This window comes from Arthrobacter sp. DMZ02-1R (genome assembly GCF_057747935.1).
The window spans coordinates 4,323,327-4,347,519 of record NZ_CM173230.1 but is presented as its reverse complement, the minus strand read 5'-3'; the positions used below and the strand labels follow the sequence as shown (position 1 = coordinate 4,347,519).

Below are 24,193 nucleotides of genomic sequence, written 5' to 3'. Positions count from 1 at the left end.
CAAGCCGCTCCGCCGGGCTTCTTCGCGCCTAGGCCTCGTAACCCAGGCGCCGCAACCGTTGCCGGGCAGCCTGCTCGCTTGGGCCGCTGCGGCCCAAAGTCAGGCGCACGACGGCGAGGACCACCCGGGCGGCGAGGATCGACGGCAGCGGGATGGGGCCAAAACGGGCCTTTTCCAGCCCCAACAGTTCCCGATACCTGGGCTCCAGGCTGGCCACGGCCGCGGCGAACAAGATCCGGTAACCGGGCTGCAGCGACGCCTTCAGTGGGGGATTCCTAATGAAATCGATTGTTTCCCTAAGCCGCTCGTCGGCGCAGAGATGGCCGGAGGCGTACCACTGGTCCATTTCCGACGTCACCTCGGCGAGGCTCAGGGGAGGGTCCTCCACGCCCATCAAACGGCCGGCCTGGGCCCACTCACGGATGTAGGCATCGGCACCGCCGGGGACCGCTCCACCCCAGATCCTGTGCGACGCCACGAAGGAATCCGCGTAGGCAACGTGGACCCAGCGGAGAAGCTCGGGATCGTTGGCTGAATACTCGCGGGTCTGTCCCTGGGCGTCAATGTAAGTGCCTTTGACGGAGTCATGGACCCGCCGCACGAAATGGGTTGCCGTGTGGGCCGCCTCCATGGAGCCGTAGCTCACGGTGAAGATCCAGCGGATGGTATTTGCCAGCCGGCCCAGGGGATCCGTTTTGAAACCTGAATGGTCGTACACGCCTGCCAAGGCGCCGGGGTGTAGGGACTGCATGAGCAACACCCGGATTCCACCCACAATCGTGGACATGGACCCGTGGACGGCCCAAACGGCCGATCCGGGAAGGTGGTATCCGGCGTCGTTCCCGTCCGCCAACCGCAGCACCCAGTCGGGCGTGGACTGCGGGTGACCCGTGAAAGTCATCCGCAGTTCCGATTGCCACTTCTTTAGGAAGTTGACCATGGTCCATTGTTGCGCAGCATTCTGGTGGCGCAAGGTGACGCTTTGCTTACGTGGAGGTGCCGGCCCGCTGCGGGAACAGCGAGCCGGCACCCTTCACGCGAGTCCGCTTAGGCTGTGGGCTGCTCAACCAGTGCCCGACGGCGGCGCACCGGGGACGCTGCCACCAGCAGCGCAGCGATTGCCACGGCAGCGCTTAGGACCAAACCGGGCCGGTACTGATCGAGCATGGCCGCGGCGCTGACCGTGCTGCTTGTGCTGGTTGTGCCGTCGGCCCCGCCGTGGCCGCTGACGAGGGCGGTAGTTACGGCAAGAACCAAGGCCGCGCCCACTTGCGTACTGGTTTGGATCAGTCCAGCGGCCAACCCTTGCTCCGAATCCCGGATTCCAGCGGTGGCTTGGACGTTGATGGACGGGAAGGCCAAGGCGAAGCCAATACCCAGCAGGATGACCGAGGGCAGGATGTCCAGGACGTAGTTGGGCGAGGTTCCAACCCGGAGGAACAGGACATAGCCCAGGCCCATGGCGGTCAGGCCGGTGAGGATGAGCTTCGGGGCCCCGAATTTCTCAATGAACCTGTCCGCAAAGGGGGCGCTCGTTGCTACAAGGAGTCCGGTGGGAAGCAAGGCAAGCGCCATGCCCAGGGGAGACCAGCCCAACACCGACTGAAGGTACATGGTGAGGATGAACTGGAAACTCAAGTAGGAACCGAACAGGCCAATCGCACTCAGGTTGGCCCGGGCAACCCAGCCTTCACGAAGAATGCCGAAGCGAATGAGAGGGTGCTTGACGCGGTTTTCGATGACGGCGAAGGCTGCCAGTACGGCGGCAGAGATAGCGAATCCGGCGATTGTTGCCACAGATCCCCAGCCCTTCTCCGGAGCCGAAACCAAGGTGTACACCAGGCCAAGCATGCCGAGCGCGAGTGTGACCGCACCCCAGACGTCGTGGCCGCTCTCTTCCGCGGACGGCTTGTCCCGCGGGATGAACAGCATGCCGAGGAGCACCACTGCGACGGCGATCGGCACCGACACGAGGAAGGTCCAGCGCCAGCTCAGGCTGGTCATGAGCCCGCCAACAACCAGCCCGAGCGAGAATCCACTGGCGCCGAATGTCGTGAAGATGGATAGCGCCTTGTTGCGCTCGCGGCCTTCAGCGAAGTTGGTGGTGATGATGGAGAACCCGGTAGGGGCCGTGAACGCTGCGGCCAGGCCCTTGACGAAGCGCGTGGCGATCAGGATGGTGGGATCGTCCACCAGCCCGCCGAGGAGGGACGCCGCGGCGAACACGGTCAGGGCGATCAGGAAGATCCGACGCCGCCCCAACAGGTCTGCGAGCCGGCCACCCAGGAGCAACAGGCTCCCGTAGCCGAGGACATAGGCGGAAACGATCCACTGCAGGGAATCGGTTCCGAGATGGAGTTCGTGGCCGATGGACGGAAGGGCTACGCCCACCATGGACACGTCCAGGCCGTCGAGGGCCAGGACCGTGCACACCACCATCAGCAGCAGCCACTGGGCCCTGGTCCAACGGACGGCTGTGTGGAGCTGCTCGGCAGATCGAGTGAGGGTGCTTGGTGAAGTCATGGCATCAATCTATATGACACGTCATTCAATGACAAGGAATATGACTGGGAATCTTATGACGTGGACTTTAATTCCGGTTTCGACTAGAATCGGCCCATGGCAACAACGCAGGATCGCCAGCTGGTTGAGCAATGGCGCAGCATCCAGAATTCGTACTTCCGCACCGCGGCGGCCATTGACCGCGCCCTCGAAGCCAAGTTCGACATTGGCTTGAACGAATTCGAAATCCTCGACCTCGTTGCAGAAAGCGTTGACTCTGCCTGCCGCATGAAGGCATTGGGGGAGCGGACTCCCATGACCCAGAGTGCCGTCTCCAAAGTTGTTGACCGGCTGGAGAAAGCCGGACTCGTGTCCCGCCAAACCTGCTCGGACGACCGCCGCTCGCTGTACCTCGAGCTGACCGACGCCGGCCGCGCACTGCATTCGGATGCCGCCGTCGAGCACCGCGCGTTGCTGAAGGAGAACCTCGGCGAGTAGCCCGGCAGGGTCCGGCGAGTGTTCCGCCGGCCGGGCAAGTATGAAGTCGAGTGTTCCCATCCGATTTCATAGCGGCAACAATGGGACAAGCGCGCCCGCACTTGGGGATGAGCGCCCGTCTCAGGAGCCGCTGTGGGAAAGCATCATGAGTCTGGCCGGATCGTCGATCTGGTGCTCTCTAGAAGATTTGGCCGGGTCCTTTCGGCTTGCTTCCTTGCTGTCTTGGTGACGTTTGCTTTCGGCTTCCAGGGCCCACGCCTGGGCGGACAGGCGGACCGCGGATCATTGGCCATGGGCCAAGTTGAACCCGGCATGCTCCCTGCCGAGGGCGGCAGCTCCGGAGCGCCGGGGGCTGCGGTTCAAAGCCTGTCCTGGGCCCCTGTTCCTGCTGGTGACAAGGCCACGGTGTCTTTTGAGCGCTCCCCGGTCCAGACCCTGGACGGGAACGGGGTCGGCAATCTCAACGTCGCTTCGAGTTCCCTTGACCGGCCCGCCGCCGGGAAACTCTACGCTCCGCTGGAGGTGCTGGTTCCGAGCTCGCCCTTCGGGTTGAGGATGGACCCCTTCACGGGCCTGCCCGGGGAGTTCCATTGGGGCCAGGACTTCGCCGCGGGCTGCGGGGCCCTGGTTTACGCGGCCGATTCCGGTGTGGTCCGCGCGGTGGGCTGGCACCCGTGGGGCGGCGGGAACCGGGTGGAGATCGACCATGGAAACGGCCTGGTCACCACGTACAACCATCTGCAGGGGATCGCGGTGGCCAAGGGGCAATCGGTCCGGGTGGGCGAGGTTATTGCCCGGGTGGGAACCACGGGGTCCTCGACAGGCTGCCACCTGCACTTCGAGACGATTCTCAACGGCGTCTATTCGAACCCGATGAACTGGACGTTCCTGCCGACCAGGCAGGTTGACCGGCTCGGGGACATTCCCATGGTCAGCTACCAGCCGGGTTCCGCCACGGCGGCCTCGGCGGGGTCTGTCTGGTCCATCCCGGGCAGGCCCCCCGAGGAGTTAGTGACCGGCGGGGTGCAGGAGGCGAAGGTCGTGCCGCCGGGCCCGTCTGCTACGGCCACGGCGAGCCCGACTGGGTCACCCACCGTGACGCCGACGGCGAAGCCCACCACCACCGTGACGCCGACGGCGAAGCCCACCACCACCGGGACGCCGACGACGAAGCCCAGTGTGACGCCGACGCCCTCAGGGGCGCAAAGCACGACGAATCCGCCGAGAACTACCCCCACGCCAAGCAAGACGCAGAGCAGCACTCCGAGCCAACCGCCGTCGCAAGCTCCCATAGTGACGCATACGCCCACGGTGACCGTCCCGCCCACGGTCGCGCCGTCGTCGAGCCTTCCCACTCCGGTGCCCACGGTGACTCACACCCAATCAACCCCGCCAGCGCCAGCACCTACCCCGCCAGCTCCCACCAGCCCCACGCCGCCGGCTACCTCCGAGCCAGCCACGCCGGTCACCAAACCGTAGGGTTCGCTGCCTATTCTGAACCACGTCCCACCGCCTTGCCCCGAGTACACTCGAATGCAGCAGTTTGCCAAGGTTCGACGTCGTAAGGAAGCTATTCAATGTCCCCGCTCTACAGCATCCCCCTGACGTTCAACGACGGCTCCCAGACCGACTTTGGGCGTTTCGAGGGCAAAGCCGTGCTGATAGTCAACGTGGCTTCCAAATGTGGTTTCACGCGCCAGTACTCGGGACTTGAGGAGCTCTATGGCAAATACCGTGACCGCGGATTCGAGATCCTGGGCGTGCCGTGCAATCAGTTCGGTGGTCAGGAAAGGGGCTCCGACGCCGAGATCGCGGACTTCTGCCAACGCAACTTTGGAGTCTCCTTTCCGCTTTCCAGCAAGTCCAAAGTCCGTGGCAAGCAGCAGCATCCCCTGTATGCCGAACTGACCCAGACCACAGACGGTTCTAAGCCACAGAAGGTCAAATGGAACTTCGAGAAGTTCCTGGTGAGCCGCGAAGGCGAGGTGCTCGCCCGCTTCCCTTCCACCGTCGAGCCTGATTCCGGCGAGCTGATCGAGGCGCTCGAAGAGGCGCTCGCCTAAGCCCCCTGGAGGGATTCCTGGTGACGCCCGCAGCACTAACCCAAACGCTCGCTCACCTTTGTCGCCTTTTGGCCAAACGCTCGCTCACCTTTGTCGCCTTTTGGGCGGACGCTCGCTCACCTTTGTCGCCTTTGGGCGGACGCTCGCTCACCTTTGTCGCCTTTGGGCGGACGCTCGCTCACCTGGCGGCCACAGGTGAGTGAGCGTTGGGAAGAGGCGCCGTAAAGGTGCAGGAGCGTCTGTGAGAAATGCCCCAAAAGTGAGCGAGCATCAAGGCTAGGCCGCCGTGATGCGCAGCGGGAGGGAGCGCCATCCTCGGAGGGTGTTGTGTAGGTACGGCAAGGGCTCGCCAACCAGCTCGATACCCTTTATTCGCTTGGCCATGGCCGTGAAGAGCACATCCATTTCGAGCCGGGAAATCGGCTGACCCACGCATTGGTGGATGCCCATGCCGAAGGCGAGATGGCCGCCGGCGTTGCGGTCGATCATGAACTTGTCGGCCGTGGCTCCCCAATGTGCGGCATCCCGGTTGGCCGAGCCCATGAAGAGCAGTACCTTGGTTCCTGCCGCCAGCGGGATGCCCCGGAACACAGTGTCCGTCGCAACGGTCCGGAAGAAGGACTGGAACGGCGATTCGTATCTGAGCGCTTCGTCGATCGCGAACTTGGCCAGCCGGGGATTGGCGTGCAGGCTGGCCCATTGCTCCGGGTGCGCGGCCAATGCCTGCACTGTGTTCCCGATCGAAAACACAGTGGTGTCCAATCCGGCGGAGAGCATGGCCCGTACTAGCAGGGCGGCCTGTTCGGGGGTGATCTCGCCGCGGTCTGCGAATTCCCATATCTGGGCTCCCATGCCATCCGGGGAGAGGTTTTCCCGGGCGCAGTTGTCCATGACCCAGCGGTGGGTGGGTTCGCCTTTTTCGAAGAACTTGCGGGATCGTTCGTCGTCGGGCCCGAAGGAACTGAAGTTCATGGCTCCGTGCGGCAGCAGATTGGCTTCGCGGCCTTCGCGAGGGATTCCGACGGCGTCCCCAAAGACGCGGATGGGAAACAACTCGGCGAGGTCCGTGACGCCGTCGAACGTTTCCCGCTCGATGAGGCTGTCCACCAGCTCCTCGGCGAACTCTTCAAACCGGGCCCTCAGGGAGCGCACTCCGCGCGGAGAAATGACACCCGCCATTGCTGCGCGCATGGGTCCGTGGACCGGGGGGTCGGACTCCAGGATGCCTTGCGGACGCCAGGCGGGCTCGTGGTGCAGGTTCTTGGGGCCAACGCCAGCACTTGAGATGAACGTGCGGTAGTCCTCCAGGATGTCCTTGCATTCCTCGAAACCGGAGAAGGCCAGGACCCCGTATTTCTCGAGCCACACCGCGGGTCCGGCCGCCCGCATGCGTTCGAACAGGGGATACGGGTTGGCGAGGTTCTCGTCCGTGTACGGATCGTCCTGCAGACCAGAGAGGGCGGGAATGGTTTGCGGGGGAGTGCTGAGTGACATCGTGGGCCTCGTTACCGTCGATTTTTGCTGAGATCCAATCTGCGGGCCAACTCCTGCAAGGGGCTGGACAAGCGGATTCGTGGCATCAAAGTATCGGTCTCAAAGAGCAACGGCTAAACATCATTCTCTCTCTGTGGGAATCTGGTTTGTCGCAATGCTTTGGCACCCTGCACGATCAGTTCGTGACCCGCGACACAGGGTGATCAATCCAGGAAGGAGGCAAACCGTGGCAACCCACACTTCATTTGAGCGGGGCCTCATGATCCTCTCGGAAATCGCGGACAGCGGAGATGCCACCGTGGAGGGCGTGGCGCTCAAGCTGGGCATTCCCGTGAGCACCACCTATCGCTATTTTCGCCAGCTTCGCGAGCGTGGATTCGTCCAGGAGGACGCGGGCATCTACAGGCCGGGGCACGCGCTGTTGGCCTTGTCCGGACGCCACCTGACGCAGAGCCATCTCGCCGAAGTTGGCACGGCTGTGCTAAAAAGCATCGTGGATGCCGTGGGGGAAACCGCCGTGATGGTGATCCGGGTGGGTACGCAGGCCTTGTGCCTGCGCCGCGCCGAACCGGACAAGGCCTTCAAATACACTTTCGCGGTCAACGAGCTCCTGCCGCTGACGGCGGGCGCCGGCCCCCGGACGCTGCTCGCGTGGGCGCCGTCCGACGTCGTACGCCAAGTGCTCGACGGCGACCTTCCGCGCTTTACTGAAAACTCGCCGTCCGCGGAGCAGATTCTGCTCAGCCTGGCGCAGATCCGATCTTCCGGCTGGGCAGTCTCGCGGGGCGAGCTGGACCCAGGCGCCGTCTCGGTGGCCGTGCCGGTGATGCTGGACGGTGAGGCGGTATGCGCGCTCAACGTGGCCGGCCCGGAGAACCGCTGCGGGTCCCGGGCCTGGCTGAATTCGACTTTGAAGACAATGAACGAGGCAGCGGAGAACCTGGCGGCGTCGCTAGGTTCCCTCGCAAGCCGCAGAACAACCCGAGAGGTAAGCGATGACGCTCGAAACTCTGCTTGATACAGCACCGGTGGTCCTGGGGACGCACCGTGCAACCCTGCAGGATCTGATCCAGGTTGCGCGCCACCGGCGTCCCGTCGTGGTGGATGAGCAAGCCTTGGCGCGGATGAAGCCCAGCCAGGACTGGCTGGACGGCGTCATGGATGACATGCGGGCAGGGAAGGAAACGGCGCCGATCTACAGCATCAATACCGGCTTCGGTTCCCTCGCCGGCCGCAAGGCCTTCGACGAGCCGTCCGACGCCGCCGAGCTCTCCCGCCGCCTGGTCCTTTCCAACGCTGCCGGCGTTGGCCGCTATGTGGACGAAGAGGTGGTGCGGGCGACCATGTTCATCCGCATCGTCAGCCTGACGCAGGGCTACTCCGGCGTACGGGCAGACATCGTGAAGACCCTCGCCGAGATGCTCAACCGCGGCGTGTACCCGGCTATCCCGGAATACGGTTCGTTGGGCGCTTCCGGTGACCTCATCCCGTTGGCCCACGTGGCGATTGTCATGTCGCGTTCCCACACCGGCGAGGACGAGGAACTCGACTCCGGCGAGGCCTTTGTGGACGGTGCGGTGGTGTCCGGCATCGCGGCCATGGCTCACGCAGGAATCGAGCGGCTGCCGCTGGGGGCCAAGGACGGCCTGGCCCTTTTGAATGGCACCTCTTTCTCCTGTGCCCAGGCTGCGCTGGCCCTGTACGATGCCCAGAACCTCCTGGAAACAGCCCAGATCACCGCGACCATGACCATCGAGGCACTCCTGGGCTTCGGAGATGCCTTCATTGACGAGCTCCACCAGGCCCGCGGCCAGCGCGGCCAGATCGAGGTGGCTGCGCGGCTGCGCGAACTCCTCTCCGGCAGCGGGTTGGTGGATGGCGACGCCGGACGGGACCCTGTGCGCCAGCCGCCCCAAGACGCATACTCGCTGCGGTGCATTCCGCAGGTTTTCGGTCCGGTCAAGGACACTTTGGAGTTCGCAGCCGGCATCATCGACAACGAGATCAATGCCGCCACGGACAACCCCCTGATCTTCCCGTCGCTGCCTTCCACCCGCACGCTCAAGGCGGTCTCGGGCGGCAACTTCCACGCCGAGTATGTGGCATTCGCGGCAGACTTCATCTCGATTGTGGTCACCGAAATCGGCAACATCACGGAGCGCCGGCTCTTCAGGCTCGACGACGGCACCCTCAACCGGGGCCTTCCGGACATGCTCGTTGCCAGCGAGCAGATCGGTATGGACTGCGGTTACATGCTGCCCCAGTACCTTGCCGCTGCCTTGGTATCCGACTGCAAGACCCTGGCGCACCCAGACAGCGTGGACTCCATCCCCACATGTGCCAACCAGGAAGATCACGTGTCCATGGCCAACAACGCCGGGCGGCACGCGCGCCAGATTGTCGCCAACATCGAGTCTGTAGTGGCCGTGGAGTTGCTGATGGCTGCGCAGGCCTTGGAACTACGGATGGGCATGCCCGCCACGGCCGGTGCAAAACCTGCCGCAGCGAGCCTGGCCGCACTGGCCCTCCTGCGTTCCACCGCCGCAGCCGACGGCCGGGCAATCGACCACATCAAGCAGGACGTTGTCCTGTATCCGCGGCTACGCAAAGCCGGGGAACTGGTTCACGCCGGGGCCGTGGTGGCCGCCGTGAACGCCGCGATCGGCGGAGGCCGCGATGACGCTCCAGGCCACTGACGCCGCCAAGCCGGGCAGTGCGGTGCTCGCCGCAAAAGGCTTCTTTCAACTAGCGGTCAGCGAGCTCCGGAGGGAAGCGGACGGCGTCGTTTCGGTGATTCTCAAGGATCCCGACGGCGGTGCGCTGCCGGTATGGGAGCCTGGCGCCCACATCGATGTGCTGCTTTCCAACGGAATGCTGCGCCAATACTCGCTATGCTCCGAGCCTGAGGATCGGTCCGCGTGGCGTATCGCAGTGTTGCGTGAGCAACCCAGCCGGGGCGGCTCGAGCTTTGTCCATGAGGTGTTGCAGGCCGGGGATGTCCTCGATGTCCGGGGCCCCAAGAACAATTTCCGTGGCACAGCGGGTTCGGGGGAGAAGGTCTTCATCGCCGCCGGGATCGGAATTACGCCGCTGCTGCCGATGATCCGCGCGGCGCAGTTGACCGGTGATCCGTGGCGGCTGCTGTATTTGGGGTCCAACCTCCATTCCATGGCTTTCCTGGACGAGATCACCGGTCTTGACCCCGCTGGAACCAAAACCAGGATCCATGCCAAAGACGTTTCCGGCGCCCTGGACCTGATCGGCTACCTCCGGGAAGAAGGGCTCAACGCGGACTCGACCGTTTACGCCTGCGGCCCGCCGCGGTTGCTCAGGGAGCTCCGCTCGGCCCACGGGACCGGCGTGGTTCCGCAGTTGCTCTTTGAGGACTTCGGTCATGACGAGCCCGACGCCGGGTCCGGCCCAGGCGGTTCCGTCCCCGCCGGTTCCGGTCAGGAATTCGGGAGCGCCGCCCGCGATAACTCGCCTTTCGTGGTGGAAACCGCTGACGGAATTGAAATTGAGGTTGCGGAAAACGAGACAATTCTTGATGCTCTGCAGCGATCAGGAGTTCCTGCGCTGAATTCCTGCCGAAAAGGGACGTGTGGGACGTGTGAAACGGTGGTTCTGGCTGGAATTCCAGATCATCGCGATGAAATTCTCAGTGACGAAGAACGCGCCGTAAATGAAACAATGATGATTTGTGTTTCACGCTGCCGCGGGGAGAAGTTGGTGCTGGAACTCTAAGCCAAGAAGCGGTGAGTTCCCCGTGTTTGCTGGACGGGTGGGGCCCATGCTGGTTCTCCGGTGCGAGGCCATCTGCCCTCCAAAGGTCTGGGAATTCAACGTTTTTCGATTTATCCTGCCCGTTTTCAAATGCCGGATCCGATACTCTTCGGACCCGGCATTTGTCATTTAAGATTACTCTTGATTTCACGTCGAATGGCTATTGTGATGCGCGCAATTCATCTCTATGCTGATCCAAGATCGCGCAGACTATTTCTGAATTTCCATTCCGGTAGCAGATGTCCCGTAGTCGCATGGAGCCGTAATAACCCAAGGAGTAACATTGAACATTTTCGAATTCTCCCTCCGTAAGCCGGCCCTCGCGGCCATTGCACTCGCCGCCGTCGTCGGACTGACCGCTTGTGGCGGCCCGGCCAGCGCAGGTGGGGACGCAAGCGCGGCGGCAAATGCGGCAAAGGCGCCGCTCTTCAGCCAGTTGCCCAAAGAGATCCAGGGCGCAGGCACCATCAAGGTGGCCAGCAACGTCGAGTATCCTCCGTTCGAGTCCATCGACAAGGACGGAAAGACCATCGTCGGGATCGACCGTGAGCTCGCGGACGCCATCGAGAAGAAGCTCGGCGTTACCCTCGCCTTCGACAACATCGCTTTTGACGCCATCATCCCTGGCTTGGCGTCCGGCCGCTATGACATGGGCATGTCCGCGATGTCGGACACTCCCGAGCGCCAGAAGCAGGTCAGCTTCCTGGACTACTTCTCGGCGGGTGCGGGCATCATGACCACCAAGGCCAACCCGCACAATGTGAAGTCGCTCGACGATCTGTGCGGCGCAAAGGTCGGCGTCGTCAAGGGCACTACCGAGGATGCCGACGCAGCGGCCCAATCCGGCAAATGCCAGGCCGCGGGGAAGGAGCAGCTCGCCATCACCATCTATGCCGGGCAGAACCAGGCAGTACTGGCATTGCAGAGCGGGCGGGTGGACGCCTTCCTGCTTGATACGACGTCAGGTTCCGTGGTTGCCGCCGAGAGCAACGGCGACTTGGTGATGGGCAAACCGTACCAGGAGGGATTCTTCGGCATCGTGTTCCCCAAGGACAGCACGGACCTGATCAACGTGGTGCAGAAGGCCATGGAGGAGATCAAGGCAGACGGTACCTATAAGTCCATCCTCACCAAGTACAAGATGGATGACCATGTCATCGAGAAGTTCACCGTGAACGGAGCCACCAAGTGACCCTGTACACGGCTACGGAAGAGGAGCAGAATCTTTCGATCGTCCCTGCCCGCTACCGTGGGCGCTGGGTCATGGCGGGAGTGGTGGTCCTTGGCGCAGCGCTCATGGCCTATGGCATGGTCACCAACCAGCGGTTCCAGTGGGGCACGGTGGGAGAATACCTGTTCGCCGCTCCGGTGCTGGCCGGCTTGGGCAATACGCTGATGCTGACCGCCGTTTCGATGGCCATCGGCATTGTCCTGGGAATCGCTGTGGCTGTGTGTCGCCTGTCCCCGAACCCCATACTTTCCACCGCTGCGTGGGCCTACTCCTGGTTCTTCCGCGGCACCCCGCTCATGGTCCAACTCCTGTTCTGGTTCTTCATGGCGGCGCTGGTCCCGAAGCTGGTGCTGGGCGTTCCCTTCGGCCCCAGTTTCTTCGAGATCTCCACGAATACCCTGATCTCCCCGTTCACCGCGGCAATCCTGGGCCTGAGCCTCAACGAAGGCGCGTACATGGGTGAGATTGTCCGCTCCGGCATCCGGGCCATCCCGGTGGGCCAGACCGAGGCAGCAAAGGCCATGGGAATGACGAGGCTGCAGACCATGCGCCGAGTCATCCTCCCGCAGGCCATGCGAGTCATCATCCCGCCTACCGGCAACGAGACCATTGGCATGCTCAAGTACACCTCGCTGGTGATCGTCATCGGCTACAGCGAGCTCTTGACGTCGGTTTCGATCATCTACTCGCGCACGTTCCAGACCATTCCGCTGCTGATCGTGGCAGCACTTTGGTACCTGGCTGTCACGGCAGTCCTGTCCGTGGGCCAGTACTACGTGGAACGGCACTTCGAACGCGGCTTCACACCAATGAAGGCCGCCAAAGCACTCCCGAAAACCGCAGCGAACGCCCTCTCGAAGCCCGGCCTCCCGCCGGCGTCGAGCGCCTCTTTGGCGACGGCCAGCGGACCCGCAGAAGAACTGGAGAAGGTCAAGTGAAGGAACCAATCGTTCGGGCCCGGGACATCCGCAAGTCCTTCGGGCATTTGGAGGTCCTCAAAGGCATCAGCTTGGATATCAATACGGGCGAGGTCGCGTGCCTGCTGGGGCCGTCGGGCTCGGGAAAGAGCACGTTCCTGCGTTGCATGAACCACTTGGAGAAGATCGACGGTGGCCAGCTTTGGGTCCAGGGTGAACGGATCGGGTACCGGCGCTCCGGGAACAAGCTCCACGAACTCAAAGAGCATGAGACCGCGAAGCAACGCGCCTCGATCGGGATGGTCTTCCAGCAGTTCAACCTCTTTCCACACCGCACTGCGCTGGAAAACGTGATCGAGGGTCCCACGGTGGTCCAGCGCATCCCGAAGGAGCAGGCCGTCGAGGAAGGCCGGCAGTTGTTGGCGCGCGTGGGCCTGGCGGACAAGGCGGACCACTACCCGGGCCAGCTCTCGGGCGGCCAGCAACAGCGGGTGGCGATCGCGCGTTCCTTGGCGCTCAAGCCTTCGGTCATGCTTTTCGACGAGCCCACCTCGGCGCTAGATCCAGAACTCGTCGGTGAAGTGCTGGACGTGATGCGCTCGCTGGCGGACTCAGGCATGACGATGATTGTGGTCACCCATGAGATGGGCTTCGCCAAGGAAGTGGGCAACGTGGTTCACTTCATGGCCGACGGGCAGCTCGTGGAAAGCGGTGATCCGCACCAGGTGCTCGAAGACCCGCGCGAGCCGCGCACCCAGGCATTCCTGTCCAAGGTGCTTGCATGAGCAATCCGGCACAGTAGGGTGCGTTGCAGGAGAGCACTGAAAGCTGTTGCAGCCTGGGCTGAAGAAGAGCTCCTGGATCCCGGGCCGTGCTGGCAGCGGTGGACTCGTATTTGGGCGACCCTCCTTCATCTTGGTGAGCGGGCGTTGGGTGGGAAGCGCTTAAAGGTGCAAGAGCGTTGGGTGAGCGAGTAATTTTCCGACATTCCGTCCGAAAGTTACCCTGCGTTAGCCTTTTGTCTGGTTGGATTGGGTTTATTGGGGCAGACACTGGAGGCGCCGTCTCCTACCGACCCGAAGGTAGTAATGGAGCTCATCGAGGCCGAATATCCTCGGCCAGGACACATCCTTCTGCACCTTAGCGACTCCCATCTGGTGGGAGGGTCGGAACCCCTGTACGGCGCGGTTGATAGCGAAGCCCATCTCAGGCAACTCTTTTCGGAAGTCCATGCGTCAAAGGTCCGCCCCGACGCCGTGATCTTCACGGGTGACTTGGCCGATCAAGGCGAGCCGGACGCTTACGCAAAACTTCGGGCGATCGTCGAGCCTGCCTGCCACGAGATGGGTGCTCGCGTGATCTGGGCCATCGGAAATCACGATGACCGTGCCAATTTCCGTGCGGGCCTGTTCGACCAGAACGGCAACGACGCCCCGGTGGATCACAGCTACTTTGTCAACGGGCTGCGGATCATCACGCTGGACACTTCCGTGCCTGGCTTCCATCACGGCGAACTGAGCCAGAGCCAGCTCGACTGGTTGGCGTCGGAGCTCGCAACCCCGGCCCCGGACGGCACCATTCTTGCCCTTCACCACCCGCCGGTTCCGAGCGTCCTTGACCTTGCCATCCTCGTGGAGTTGCGCGGCCAAGCGGCGTTGGCCGAGGTGGTACGCAATTCTGATGTCCGTTCCATCCTGGGCGGCCATCTGCACTACTCCACCACAGCCACGTTCGCCGGCGTCCCCGTGTCAGTGGCTTCTGCGAGCTGCTACACGCAGGACCTCAACGTTCCTCAGGGCGGTACCCGGGGACGGGATGGCGCCCAGGCCTTCAACCTGGTGCACGTCTACGAGCAAACGATTGTGCATTCGGTGGTGCCGTTGGGCAAGTCACCGACTGTGGGCGAGTACGTCAGCCCGGAGGCCACCAGGCGCCGGCTCGCCGAAGCCGGCATCCGGATTCCACAGCGGCCTACTCACGAACGTGGTGTCAGGGTGGACGCGAAGCGCCCGGAGATGACGCGGCGCTAGCCACAGGCACCCATCGGCGATCTCGATCACCCGTGGAGAAACGGCGGGTGAGGCTGGCACTATGCCTGCGAGGCCTCTTCCAATTGTGTCCCGCCTACGGCGGATTTCCCCGATGCTGTCGCCGTCATTGAGCGGTAGAGAAGAGCGGCGGCCACGAGCAGGACCGCCAAGTAGGCAACGGTAAGCGGAATCCAGCCCAAGGGTGGCTGCCACTCGGGCGCCACGATCATATCGCTCCAGTGGGTCTTGTCTTGGATGCCGATAACATACCGGCGCATTCCATAGATGAAGCTGTAAAGGTGTCCGAATACCAAGAGGGCGAGCAGAACAGCTGCAGCCCGGCGCCCGGCGCCACGAAAGTCCACGTTGAAGGATCGCACCGCAATTCCGCAAGCGGTGATCATGACGGCCACAAGCGCCAGGATGTACCGACCCTGCCAAATAATCCCGACGTCCTTGGCAAGTGGGACCTGCAGGAGCGGGGGCAGGACGATGATCGCCGCAACCAAGAACGCAACCGTCAGCCGTGCGGATCTGCTGGGCACGGACAGGGCTGCCACGATTACTCCGATGATGAGGGTTGCCCACACTGCAAGCACTCCGCTCGGGCCCAAGGTGTCCAGCCAGCCGAGGTGTGACACGTATCCCGCTGCGAAATCGAAGGTCCCGTCCAGCATGATTGACGCGATCTGGAGCGGCGACGCATTGATCCCTGCACCCAGGAGGCTCTGCAGGCTGTCTGCGCTCTCGAGCCAAATGAGGGAGAGTGCGGCGCCGACGGCGACAACAAGCATCATCAATTGCATGAATCTTCGGCGCACCGCCGAAATTAACGGGAGAATCCCGAACATTATGAGGGACGCCGCAACGGCCAAAGAGAGCCAAATGAGTGACGCAGCCCGCGTGTTCGCCAGAACCGCGGCCGAAATCGCAGCCAAAGCCAGAGGAAATCGCCAATGACCATTTGCGCTGATCCTTTCCCACGAGAGGCAGAGCGCGCTGAACACAGCCATCGATGCAGCGATTTCGAGGGCGTTGGGATTCACACCTCCGGACAGGAACAACACCATCGGAGTCACCGCGAAGGACCCCACAAACAACGGCAACTTCCATTGTTGGAGTCCGGCCAAACACGTCAGGGCAATAGCCAAAAAGGCGGCGCTCAAAAGGCCGCTCAAGATGCGCATGGCATAGATGGCTTCGGCGCCAGACAGAAATAGGCTAGGCAGCCCAGCCACTGCGTAGTACATCGGGTTGTAGTTTCCGGCGCTCGTGTATGCCTTGACCAAATTCGTCTCTGTCGACAATTTCGGGCTGCATGCTGCGGAGATTTCTGGCCTCCAGACGAAGCAAGCGTGCAGCGATTCGGTTTCCGCAGCGAATGAGGGAACAAGTACCAGGGCGCGATCGCCTTGACTTGTGCCAGATTCCCCCCGCAACTGGCCCCGAACGACCGATGCCGCCTTGATCGTGTGTGCTGGCTCGTCCGGTACGGACATCAGGGGGCTCGCCAGTGACCAAATCGTCGTGAGGAGACCGAGCAGGGTGAACACTGCGAGAAAGCGAAGGAACCAACTGGGACCGGTGACGAGCTTCAAATCGACGTGTCTGTTCTTTTGGTGCGGCTTCGGGATTGACTATTACTTTACCGGGTGGCGAGACGAAGCCCGTGCCCGGACTACTTCTCCCACGGAGCCTTGACCGGGAAGTACTTCTCCATGAAGTCCGTCACGAGTCCAGCCCGTTCGTCGGCAGCCACCTCAGGGAAGCTGCCGTCGTTGAGGCAGAAGAAGTCCACGTTGCGTTTCGCCAGCAGCGTCGGCAGGTAGTGCAGCCCGGACCACAGAGTGGTGTCAACGTACCGGACTTTCGCGGCCGTCTGCGTCACTGCCCGCCCGGTGAGCAGCGAGTAGTAATGGTAGAACGAGTTGGTCACGGAGATGTTGTCCGCCGCACGGAACCTGCTGGCTGCCGTCTTGGCGAACTCGGCCGGAAACTCGCGTTCCATCTCGGCGATCACACTACGGCGCAACGGAGCGGCGGTGTGCTCCAAATGGCGGGTGGTGATCCGGCCGAACCGCTCCCAGAGGAGCTTCCTGTTGACGCGGGCGGCATTCTCGAAGCCGCTGCGTTCGGCGTCGTTCTCTCCCAGTCCAATCCGGGTGGAGGCCTCGATGAACTTGGTGATTCCACCGGGAGTGAAGAACATGTCCGGCGCTACGGGGCGGCCGAAGAACATATCGTCATTGGAATACAGGAAGTGCTCGGACAAGTCCTCAATGTGGTGCAGTTGGGATTCCACGGCCTGCGAGTTATGCGTTGGCAGTACTGAGGGGTCCTTGAAGAACTCCTCGCTGCGCATGATCCTGACGTCTGGGTGTTCGGCCAGCCACTCCGGCGCGGGGGAGTCCGTGGCAATGTAGATCCGGCGAATCCAGGGCGCATACATGTACACGGAGCGCAAGGCGTACTTGAGCTCGTTGATTTGCCGGAAACGGGCCTCGTGGGCGTCACCCTCTCCTAGGACGACGTCCTTCATCTGCTCTCGGCGGGCCGCGATGTAGGCGGGGTCGTTGCCGTCCACCCACGAAAAGACGATGTCGACGTCGAAGTCGATGTCGCTCGCGTGGTCCGCGAACATGTTCTCGATGGTTGGCCAGCTCAGCCCGTGGCGATTAACTGTGCCCCGGACGGCGTCCTGGCGCAGCATGGTTCGCCGGGTCAGAGAGTTCTCCACGGGCAACACGAGTTGATCGCCGTCGAATTCCCACAATTCCAGCTGCACGCCGAGGGAGGGACCGTAGGTCAACCCGCCGCCGGGTTCCACGCGTGGACGGAAGAGCCTGAAGATCCGGGCCTTCCGGTTGCTGGAGAGCTCGCCGTCCGCCACCAGCAGCGTGGATTTCTTCCGGGCATCAACGGTCATGGAGTAGAACGGTTCGTTCCGGAAAGCGGTGACCAATGCTTGGCGCAACTTCTTCCGCAGCTTCCAATCTACGGCGATCACGGGCCGGTGATCGTTGCCGCGGACCAGGATGAAATCCAGTCCCGCCGCGTCCAACGCCGCGCGAATGAAGAGGAGATCTTCGACCATTACCTGCTGCGGAGTGCGGTTCTGGTTCAGCAAGCTGTATCGGCCACGATGGCGGATGACGTCGGCGCGGTGCTTCAGGCGCGCCTCGACGGCGGGCGACGTCGGTTCCGGAACGACCGCGTCGTCGTCGGAGGGGGGACTACCGAAGTAAATCGCTTGCTGGTCCATGACTGTGATGGCTTTTCTCCGAAGGGGTTGTGGGAAGCGTGGCTTTAGCGGACTCAGCCCACCAAGGCTTCACGCCAGCTGCGCAGGAACGCGCCGCCGGCGTCGTCGTGAATGACGTCCTCGCCCAGGCCGAGGTCTGTGGCTGTAAGAACATCGTAGGGCTTGTTGGGCACACCGTCCGCGGGACGGACGTCGATGTGCTTGACGCTGTGGTCATTGTGGTGGAGCCAATCGGCCATCGCGTAGTCCGTGCGCGAATCGCCCACTGTGCGCCAAGCCTGCGGGGTGATTCCTTGGGCGGCGAGGAGTTCCACCGCGCGGCTGGCGCCGAGATCCTTGCCGAGCCGGATGGACTCGATGTCCGTGGAGATGATGGTGGGATCCAGGCGGTAGTCGGCGGCGTCGTCGGACCCTGGTGCGTGGTGGTCGAGGAGCGCGGCGGAGAGCCCATGCCGGCCCATGAGTTCCAATGCGTCGGCGTCGAAGAGCTTCTGCTCGGCCAGGTAGTCGTCGCTTGAGACATCCAGATGCTGCTCCACGGACACCATGGCCCGCTTGGTCTCATCGAAGAACATGTGCGTTGCGTAGTCCTCGGCCACCATGCGGCGGACGTCGTCGCCATACGCTTTCGGAACAGCGAGTTCGTGGTCCACATGGATGGGGCCGGGGCCGCCCGAGGTGTAGCTGAACCACACGGCGCCCTTCTCGCAGATAGCGTGGACAACCGTTCCTGCGGGCATCCCGGCGGCGATCATGGGCGCCATGACCTGCTCGCGGATAAAAGCGTCGGAACGGCCGGTGTTGAAAATGACCGGAATGCCTGCGGACGCCAAACTGACAAGATCGGCGATGATCTCCGGCTTCACGTCGCGCGTCACGGGACTCGCGATGGGGCCGTCGACGTCGAGGAGGAGTGCGAGGGCGGGAGCAGCCGGGTGCGCGGTGCCTGGCATTGGAGCAGTCATGATCCCATTCTGTCAGTCCCGCGTCACGGCGGCAGCGGTGTGACGGCCGACGGCGGCAGGGGGCTCCGCTTGCGGGGTACCGGCGGCCTACGGTTACCATTTGGCCACAACATTGCTGGGAGTGTTCCCGTAAGTTCCCTTGGACGTCTTACTTCTTTAGGCTTGCAAAGTGATCTTCAAAGCTGTGGGCGAGGGACGCCCGTACCCCGACCATGGTTTTTCCACGCCCAAGGACTGGGCCTCGTTGCCGCCGCGTCCGGTCCGGCTCGATGAACTTGTCACCACCAAGCGCACGCTCGACCTGGAAGCATTGTTGGCCGAGGACTCAACCTTTTTCGGGGACCTTTTCCCGCACGTGGTGCAGTATCAAGGTGTGCTGTACCTGGAAGACGGACTTCACCGTGCCGTCCGTACTGCCCTCCACCAGCGCACGGCCATTCACGCCCGGGTGCTGGTGATAGATGGTTAACGAGACACTCCCGGAAGAGCAGGTGGACGTGCCCCAGAATGGTGCTCCGAAGAAGTCCTGGCGACGTCCAAAAGACGTGACCCGCCTGCACGGGCATCGCATTGTCACCGGGCCCGAACTACGGGCAACTTTTGCCGATAGTCCCGGGCCTGAAGACCATCCCGGGTGGTTCAGCCGCCGCCTCTTGCACGGCATCGTCCTCGTGCTGCTTGTCGGAGTGATCGGTGCCGGCGTAGTGGGCGCGTGGGCAGTCATGAACGGCGTGATCCGCTTCCCCTCGGCCGTCGCCAGCAAGGCGCCGGCCGCCCTGTGCCCGACGACCGTCTTCGACTACATGCCCAACAACAAGGTCAAAGTCAATGTCTACAATGCCGCTGGCAAAGCTGGTTTGGCGAAGAGCGTGGCTGACCAGTTGACGGCCCGGGGATACGTCGTCGGGAGCGTCGACAACACCACCACTAGCTACACCGGATCGGCGGAAGTTGTCTCGGGATCCGGTGGCCAAGCGGGAGCGTTCAACATCCAACGGAACATTGCGGGCACCGACTACTTCCAGGACCAACGCACGGATGCCTCCGTGGATCTCATCCTTGCCCCCGGTTTCTCGGCATTGGTGCCGCCGGAACTGGTGGACAATACTCCGGGCAAACTCAGTTGTCCCCGCGAAGACCAACGGATTGCCGACAATTCGAAGCTGCCGGTGATACCGAAGTCTTGACGTAGCCGGCCCAGCGGGCGTGTCACGCCAGGCGTGCAGGCCGGCCGTCGTCGTCGAACCTTGCTCCCGCGCCCAACTGGATGAACCGCACGGTCTGGACCAGTCGCTCCTCAAGCTCATCGGGCTGTGCCCCGTTTTCCGCATTGCCCCGCGCCGCGCTGGAGGAGAGGGTTCCGTGAATGAGCCTAGCGAGCTGAGAGACGTCGGTGGGCGGAAGGTAGCCTGCTGTGATTCCGTCGCGCAGGATGTTCTGGAGCAGTAGGTTGAGTTCGCCCACATGATCCGCCAATTTCGCAAAGGAAGCGGGGGAGAGGACAGCTGCCATCGCGGGGCCCGGTGGGAGGTGCCGACGGCTCAGGTCTTCCACTTGGGACCGTACGTACAGGGTCAGGCGGTCCACCGGGTTCGGCAGGGCAGCGAGGGCCTCGCGAAGGTCGCCAAGGAAGCGTTCGGTCTCGTCCAAGGCGTACGCGATCAGGAGCTGTTCCATGTCGGCGTAGTAGTTGTACACTGCGGTCCGGCCGACCCCGGCGTGCCGCGCGACGTCGGTCATGGTCAACCCGGGCAAGCCGTGGGTAAAGAGCAGCTCGCCGAAAGCAGCCAGGATCCGGCGTCGGGTTTCAGCGCGTTGCGCCACGTTGTTGGCGGCCGTAATCCTGGGCATACAGACACTTTACAGTGATCTGTCAGCAAAGCTGGGGTGCTTGCGGCGCGAGCTGGCGGCAGATGACCTCTCAATGTGCTGTTGGGGTCATCTGCTGCCGGCTCGAGCGGCGATGCTTAGATCGCGCAGCCGTCCGGACCGCAGGCTTCGGCGTCGGAGCTGCCGACGGCGACCAACGGATTGGCTTCGTGCCATGCCTGGGTGAGGGCCTGGGTGAAGACCTCGGCGGGCTGTGCGCCGGAGAGGCCATACTTCCGGTCGATGACGAAGAAAGGCACACCCGTGACACCGAGCATCCGGGCTTCGGCAATGTCGCCGCGGACGTCCTCTGCGTACTTGTCCGTGCTGAACAACTCGGCAACCTCGGCTTCCGGCAGGCCCAAGTCGCTGCCAAGCAGGGTCAGGTATTCCTGGCTTCCAATGTCCTTGCCGTGTTCAAAGTGCCCGCTCAGGAGCAGTTCCTTGGCTTCGTCCTGCTTGCCGTGGGCTGCCGCAAGGTGGATGAGGCGGTGCGCGGTGAAGCTATTGGCCACCACGACGTCCTCGAAGCGGTATTTGAGTCCCTCGCCTTTGCCTTGCAAGGCGACGTGATCGAACATCTGGCTGACCTGCGCGGGATCCATGCCCTTGCGCTTGCTCAGGTAATCGAGCTCGGTGCCGTCGTAGTGCTCGGGGATGCTCGGGTCCAGCTGGTAGCTGCGCCACTGGATCTCAACCGAGTCCCGGTGCGGGAATTCGGAGAGGGCCGTTTCGAACCGGCGCTTTCCGATGTAGCACCACGGGCAAGCGACGTCTGACCAGATCTCAATCTTCATGATGGCGACAACCGGGCAGCGAGGCCTGTCATTCCCGGATCGGTCTGTTGGACTGGTCACAGCACAGCATTCGCGACGCGCAAAATGATGTGCGACTCGGAAACGGGATGGCGCTACGGGAATCCACGCGTCGCTGGGAATTCTCGGTGTCGAAGAGAAGGACCCGTGTCGCAGTGCGCGTCTTAGACCGCCCGCTCCATGACGAAATCGTGTTCCACGGCATCGCCCAAGCGGAACGACTTGGTCCCGACCTTCCTGAATCCGCTCTTCTCGTAGAAACGGATCGCCTTCGCATTCTGGCTGTTGACGCCAAGCCACACGCCCGCCGCGCCGGTACCTGCAGCGCGGTCCAGGGTGGCCTTCATGAGCTCCGCCGCAGCACCCAGGCCGTGGTGTTCAGGATGGACGTAGCATTTGCTCAGTTCCGCGGAGGGCATCAGCTTCAGGGCCGAGGCGACGTCGGTATCGCTCGCTGGGCGGGCGACGAGCATGCTGTAGCCGCGGAGTTCGCCGGCGGAGTCGATGGCCAGGATGGTGATGTCCGGATCGGCGAGGTACTCCGTGAACCTCTCCGCGCTGAGGGTCTTGCGCAAGTGCGCGGCGATGTCCTCGGGCGAGGATCCCGGCGGGCACGCGAGCGGAAAGGTGACGGCGGCAAGCTCTGCCAGCCGTTCCGCGTCGTCCGCTGTTGCTTCACGGATTGTCTGGCTCATGCGGTCCTCCCACGAATGCAGGCACTGAAATGCCCCTCAAGACTGATCTTAAGGGGCTTTCAGGAAGGATTACGACGGCGGTGGCCTACCGAACAGTTCCGTTTCCGGGAGCGCCGGGGTGCTTATGACTGGGCTTCCTGGAGCAGGCGAAGGTCCTCTTCCGGCTGCGGATCCCGGCCCAAGGCGAGGCCAACAATGGTCACGGCTGCCGTGGCCAGCAGGTACCCGGCGATCAGGAGCCAGCTGCCGGAAGCGGCGTAGAGGGCCGTGAAGATCAACGGTGCCACAGCTCCGCCGACCACTCCCGCCACGGTGTAGGCCAGGGAACTGCCGGCGTAGCGGAGCCTGGCCGGGAACTGCTCGGTGATGAAGGCTGCCTGCGGGCCGTACATGAACGCGTGCAGTCCCAGGCCGACCACGACGCCCACGGTCAAGACCAGTACGGAGCGCGACTGGATCATGAGGAAGAACAGCGGGATGTACACCGCGGTGGCCGCAGCGGTGATGCCGTAGACCAGCCGGCGATTGAACCTGTCCGTGACGGCTCCAGCGGCCGGAATCAGAATCAGTTGGAAGGCCGAGCCCACCAGGACGGCGCCCAGCACGTTGCCGGTGGTCATCCCCAGTTCCTTGGTGGCATAGACAGCGACGAAGACGGTGAATAGGGAGTACAAGACGTCGGGGCAGATCCGGCACAGTGCCGCGGCAAGGAGGGGGCGGACCTGGGTGGTGAGGACTTCCTTGATGGGTGCCTTGGGCCGTTCGCCCGTGGCTTCGATGGCCTTGAATACGGGGGTTTCCTCAAGCTTGAGCCGGATGACCAGGCCGAAGGCAACCAGGATGGCCGAGCTGAGGAATGCCACGCGCCAGCCCCATGCGATGAAGGCTTCGTTGCTCATGACCGCAGCCAGGACGGCCAGGGCGCCGTTGGCGAGCAGGTTCCCGGCGGGCGGGCCGATCTGGGCAGCGGAAGACCAGAATCCGCGCTTGGTGGGATTGGCGTATTCGCTGGACAGGAGCACGGCGCCGCCCCACTCGCCACCTACGCCAATGCCCTGGATCAAGCGGAGGAGAACCAGGATGATCGTGGCTCCGATGCCAATGGTGTGGTAGTCCGGCAAGGCGCCGATCAGGACCGTGGCCGCGCCGATGAGTACCAGGGTGATGACCAGGACATTCTTGCGTCCGATCTTGTCCCCGAGCCGGCCAAAGACGACGCCGCCGATGGGCCGGGCAAGGTAGCCCACCGCGAAAGCCGAGAAGGAGAGCAGGAGGCCGGTGTATTCATCGTTGCCGGGGAAGAAGATCTTGGGGAAGACGAGCGCTGAGGCAACGGAGTAGATGGCGAAGTCGTAGTACTCCAGGGAGGTGCCTGTGACGCTGGCGATGAAGGCTTTGATGGCGCCTGCCGAGGGTTTGCTGCGCCGTGTTGAACTTGGCGAAGTGGTCGCGGACATGGTTCCTCCATGGAACGTTGGGCGGGCTTTGTGATCCCGATCTCAATCGGGGCCTACACCCAATGATGCATCACATGGAGGAATTGTTCAACAATTTTTTGGCAAGAGTTTCTTGGCTAGTCGGCGAGGTGTTGGCGGATCCCCTCCACAATGAAGTCATGATCCTCCTGTGATGAAAGGCCCGACGCCGTGACGGCTGCGACGACGCCAACGCCGCGGACCCGCACAGGAAACGAGCCTCCGGTCACGGCATAGTCTGCGCCCAGCCACCCCACGGCGGTCGCGTCGATACCAGCGGAGGAGAGCCGCGCGTCGACTAATGCGCTGCTTGCTTCCATCCGCAGCACAAGTGCGGATTTCCGCGCGATCCACGATTCCTGGTCTGGCGTGATGCCCGGCAGCGCAGCGCGGAAGAGTATGAGTCCGGGCCGCCGGATGTCGATGCCGATTGGGTGGCCAGCCGCTTGTGCCATCCTGGTGAGCCGGGAGCCGAGCCTCCAGGCGTCTGCGTGGTCGAACGAGTCGAAAAGCAGTTCCTCTTCCTGGCGTTCAAGTGCTTCTCGTGCGGCGATGTCAGTCATGGAGCCTCTTCCGGGAGATGTGCGGGATCGT

General features: G+C 63.0%; 23 protein-coding genes. 12 read left to right on the top strand and 11 right to left on the bottom strand.

Annotated features, from left to right (window positions below; translation table 11 throughout):
• Positions 1-28: 28 nt before the first annotated feature.
• Both AC3ANQ_RS20645 and AC3ANQ_RS20640 read right to left on the bottom strand, forming a co-directional pair.
• Entirely contained in the window at positions 29-940 is a 912-nt protein-coding gene (locus tag AC3ANQ_RS20645) for an oxygenase MpaB family protein (protein ID WP_488302758.1), read from the bottom strand.
• A 107-nt stretch (positions 941-1,047) separates the two neighbouring features.
• Positions 1,048-2,523: an MFS transporter gene (locus AC3ANQ_RS20640; RefSeq protein ID WP_488302757.1), complete on the bottom strand. Its 1,476-nt coding sequence runs from the start codon at positions 2,521-2,523 to the stop codon at positions 1,048-1,050.
• A gap of 96 nt (positions 2,524-2,619) precedes the next feature.
• Here AC3ANQ_RS20640 and AC3ANQ_RS20635 point away from each other — a divergent pair, with 96 nt between their 5' ends.
• The 3 genes from AC3ANQ_RS20635 (at position 2,620) to AC3ANQ_RS20625 (ending at position 5,063) form a co-directional block, all read left to right on the top strand.
• Positions 2,620-3,000 (top strand): MarR family winged helix-turn-helix transcriptional regulator, encoded by a 381-nt coding sequence (locus AC3ANQ_RS20635; RefSeq protein ID WP_265980997.1) that lies wholly within the window; start codon positions 2,620-2,622, stop codon positions 2,998-3,000.
• 132 nt (positions 3,001-3,132) lie between these two features.
• Entirely contained in the window at positions 3,133-4,479 is a 1,347-nt protein-coding gene (locus tag AC3ANQ_RS20630) for a M23 family metallopeptidase (RefSeq protein ID WP_488302756.1), read from the top strand.
• Positions 4,480-4,577: 98 nt separating this feature from the next.
• Entirely contained in the window at positions 4,578-5,063 is a 486-nt protein-coding gene (locus AC3ANQ_RS20625; protein WP_488302755.1) for a glutathione peroxidase, read from the top strand.
• 276 nt (positions 5,064-5,339) lie between these two features.
• Here AC3ANQ_RS20625 and AC3ANQ_RS20620 read toward each other — a convergent pair whose 3' ends face one another.
• Positions 5,340-6,557 (bottom strand): cytochrome P450, encoded by a 1,218-nt coding sequence (locus AC3ANQ_RS20620; protein WP_488302754.1) that lies wholly within the window; start codon positions 6,555-6,557, stop codon positions 5,340-5,342.
• Positions 6,558-6,783: 226 nt separating this feature from the next.
• On the opposite strand from AC3ANQ_RS20620, the gene AC3ANQ_RS20615 reads away from it, so the two are divergent.
• From AC3ANQ_RS20615 to AC3ANQ_RS20585, 7 genes are all read left to right on the top strand, one after another.
• On the top strand, positions 6,784-7,575 hold the full coding sequence (locus AC3ANQ_RS20615) for an IclR family transcriptional regulator (protein WP_488302753.1): 792 nt from the start codon (positions 6,784-6,786) through the stop codon (positions 7,573-7,575).
• Entirely contained in the window at positions 7,553-9,253 is a 1,701-nt protein-coding gene (locus tag AC3ANQ_RS20610) for an HAL/PAL/TAL family ammonia-lyase (protein ID WP_488302752.1), read from the top strand. Before AC3ANQ_RS20615 ends, AC3ANQ_RS20610 begins: the two co-directional genes overlap by 23 nt.
• Positions 9,234-10,301 (top strand): PDR/VanB family oxidoreductase, encoded by a 1,068-nt coding sequence (locus AC3ANQ_RS20605; protein ID WP_488302751.1) that lies wholly within the window; start codon positions 9,234-9,236, stop codon positions 10,299-10,301. The genes AC3ANQ_RS20610 and AC3ANQ_RS20605 overlap by 20 nt, the downstream gene beginning before the upstream one ends.
• A gap of 322 nt (positions 10,302-10,623) precedes the next feature.
• Positions 10,624-11,532 (top strand): ABC transporter substrate-binding protein, encoded by a 909-nt coding sequence (locus AC3ANQ_RS20600; RefSeq protein ID WP_488302750.1) that lies wholly within the window; start codon positions 10,624-10,626, stop codon positions 11,530-11,532.
• Positions 11,529-12,509 (top strand): amino acid ABC transporter permease, encoded by a 981-nt coding sequence (locus tag AC3ANQ_RS20595; protein ID WP_488302749.1) that lies wholly within the window; start codon positions 11,529-11,531, stop codon positions 12,507-12,509. Before AC3ANQ_RS20600 ends, AC3ANQ_RS20595 begins: the two co-directional genes overlap by 4 nt.
• Complete coding sequence (locus tag AC3ANQ_RS20590; RefSeq protein ID WP_488302748.1) at positions 12,506-13,273, top strand: amino acid ABC transporter ATP-binding protein; 768 nt, start codon at positions 12,506-12,508, stop codon at positions 13,271-13,273. Before AC3ANQ_RS20595 ends, AC3ANQ_RS20590 begins: the two co-directional genes overlap by 4 nt.
• A gap of 303 nt (positions 13,274-13,576) precedes the next feature.
• Positions 13,577-14,518, top strand: a complete 942-nt coding sequence (locus AC3ANQ_RS20585) for a phosphodiesterase (protein ID WP_488302747.1) — start codon at positions 13,577-13,579, stop codon at positions 14,516-14,518.
• 59 nt (positions 14,519-14,577) lie between these two features.
• Here the strand turns inward: AC3ANQ_RS20585 and AC3ANQ_RS20580 are convergent, their stop codons facing one another.
• The 3 genes from AC3ANQ_RS20580 to AC3ANQ_RS20570 all read right to left on the bottom strand — a co-directional run bounded on the left by AC3ANQ_RS20580 (position 14,578) and on the right by AC3ANQ_RS20570 (position 18,745).
• The gene (locus AC3ANQ_RS20580) at positions 14,578-16,071 is read right to left on the bottom strand and encodes a DUF2142 domain-containing protein (RefSeq protein ID WP_488305386.1); all 1,494 of its coding nucleotides are present in this window, start codon (positions 16,069-16,071) and stop codon (positions 14,578-14,580) included.
• Positions 16,072-16,196: 125 nt separating this feature from the next.
• Positions 16,197-17,780 (bottom strand): stealth family protein, encoded by a 1,584-nt coding sequence (locus AC3ANQ_RS20575; RefSeq protein WP_488302746.1) that lies wholly within the window; start codon positions 17,778-17,780, stop codon positions 16,197-16,199.
• 53 nt (positions 17,781-17,833) lie between these two features.
• A complete protein-coding gene (locus AC3ANQ_RS20570) occupies positions 17,834-18,745 on the bottom strand; it encodes a Cof-type HAD-IIB family hydrolase (protein WP_488302745.1) in 912 nt (303 codons plus the stop codon).
• A gap of 169 nt (positions 18,746-18,914) precedes the next feature.
• Here AC3ANQ_RS20570 and AC3ANQ_RS20565 point away from each other — a divergent pair, with 169 nt between their 5' ends.
• Together AC3ANQ_RS20565 and AC3ANQ_RS20560 are read left to right on the top strand one after the other, a co-directional pair.
• Positions 18,915-19,214, top strand: coding sequence for a type II toxin-antitoxin system VapB family antitoxin (locus tag AC3ANQ_RS20565; protein ID WP_184741705.1), 300 nt, complete (start codon positions 18,915-18,917; stop codon positions 19,212-19,214).
• Positions 19,215-19,290: 76 nt separating this feature from the next.
• Positions 19,291-19,932 carry a LytR C-terminal domain-containing protein gene (locus AC3ANQ_RS20560; RefSeq protein WP_488305385.1) on the top strand — a complete coding sequence of 214 codons (642 nt, stop codon included), beginning with the start codon at positions 19,291-19,293 and terminating at the stop codon, positions 19,930-19,932.
• 22 nt (positions 19,933-19,954) lie between these two features.
• Here AC3ANQ_RS20560 and AC3ANQ_RS20555 read toward each other — a convergent pair whose 3' ends face one another.
• From AC3ANQ_RS20555 to AC3ANQ_RS20535, 5 genes are all read right to left on the bottom strand, one after another.
• Positions 19,955-20,596 (bottom strand): TetR/AcrR family transcriptional regulator, encoded by a 642-nt coding sequence (locus AC3ANQ_RS20555; protein WP_488302744.1) that lies wholly within the window; start codon positions 20,594-20,596, stop codon positions 19,955-19,957.
• 116 nt (positions 20,597-20,712) lie between these two features.
• A complete protein-coding gene (locus AC3ANQ_RS20550; RefSeq protein WP_488302743.1) occupies positions 20,713-21,411 on the bottom strand; it encodes a DsbA family oxidoreductase in 699 nt (232 codons plus the stop codon).
• A 182-nt stretch (positions 21,412-21,593) separates the two neighbouring features.
• On the bottom strand, positions 21,594-22,124 hold the full coding sequence (locus AC3ANQ_RS20545; protein WP_488302742.1) for a GNAT family N-acetyltransferase: 531 nt from the start codon (positions 22,122-22,124) through the stop codon (positions 21,594-21,596).
• A 122-nt stretch (positions 22,125-22,246) separates the two neighbouring features.
• Positions 22,247-23,581 carry an MFS transporter gene (locus AC3ANQ_RS20540; RefSeq protein WP_488302741.1) on the bottom strand — a complete coding sequence of 445 codons (1,335 nt, stop codon included), beginning with the start codon at positions 23,579-23,581 and terminating at the stop codon, positions 22,247-22,249.
• A gap of 116 nt (positions 23,582-23,697) precedes the next feature.
• Positions 23,698-24,162 carry a heme-degrading domain-containing protein gene (locus AC3ANQ_RS20535; RefSeq protein ID WP_488302740.1) on the bottom strand — a complete coding sequence of 155 codons (465 nt, stop codon included), beginning with the start codon at positions 24,160-24,162 and terminating at the stop codon, positions 23,698-23,700.
• Positions 24,163-24,193 lie beyond the last annotated feature (31 nt).